This is a genomic window from Alcanivorax sp. HI0007 (assembly GCF_001635525.1).
Classification (GTDB): Bacteria; Pseudomonadota; Gammaproteobacteria; order Pseudomonadales; family Alcanivoracaceae; genus Alcanivorax.
In genome coordinates this window covers 1-237 of the sequence record NZ_LWEJ01000131.1, presented here as the reverse complement: position 1 = coordinate 237, position 237 = coordinate 1, and the positions used below count along the sequence as shown (strand labels likewise).

At 65.8% G+C, this 237-nt stretch carries 1 protein-coding gene; it reads left to right on the top strand.

Annotated features, from left to right (window positions below):
* Positions 1-15: 15 nt before the first annotated feature.
* Positions 16-237: AMP-binding protein (locus A3714_RS07280; RefSeq protein WP_231867834.1), on the top strand; the 222-nt coding region annotated here is incomplete at its 3' end.

The window sequence follows — 237 nt, the reverse complement described above, 5'->3', positions numbered from 1 at the left end:
CGTGACCTGATCGGCATGGCGCGTCTGCGTCGGGGCACCACCGGCGCGGCACCCATTTCCCCGGACCTGATTCGCTGGTTCCAGTCCCTGGGCGTGCCGCTTTATGAAGGCTATGGCATGACCGAAACCACCGGCGTGGTATCGCTCAACAGCAAGGACCGGGCCCGGGTGGGTTCCGTGGGCGAGCCGCTGCCCGAGACCGAGGTACGCATTGCCGACAACGGTGAAGTGCTGGTA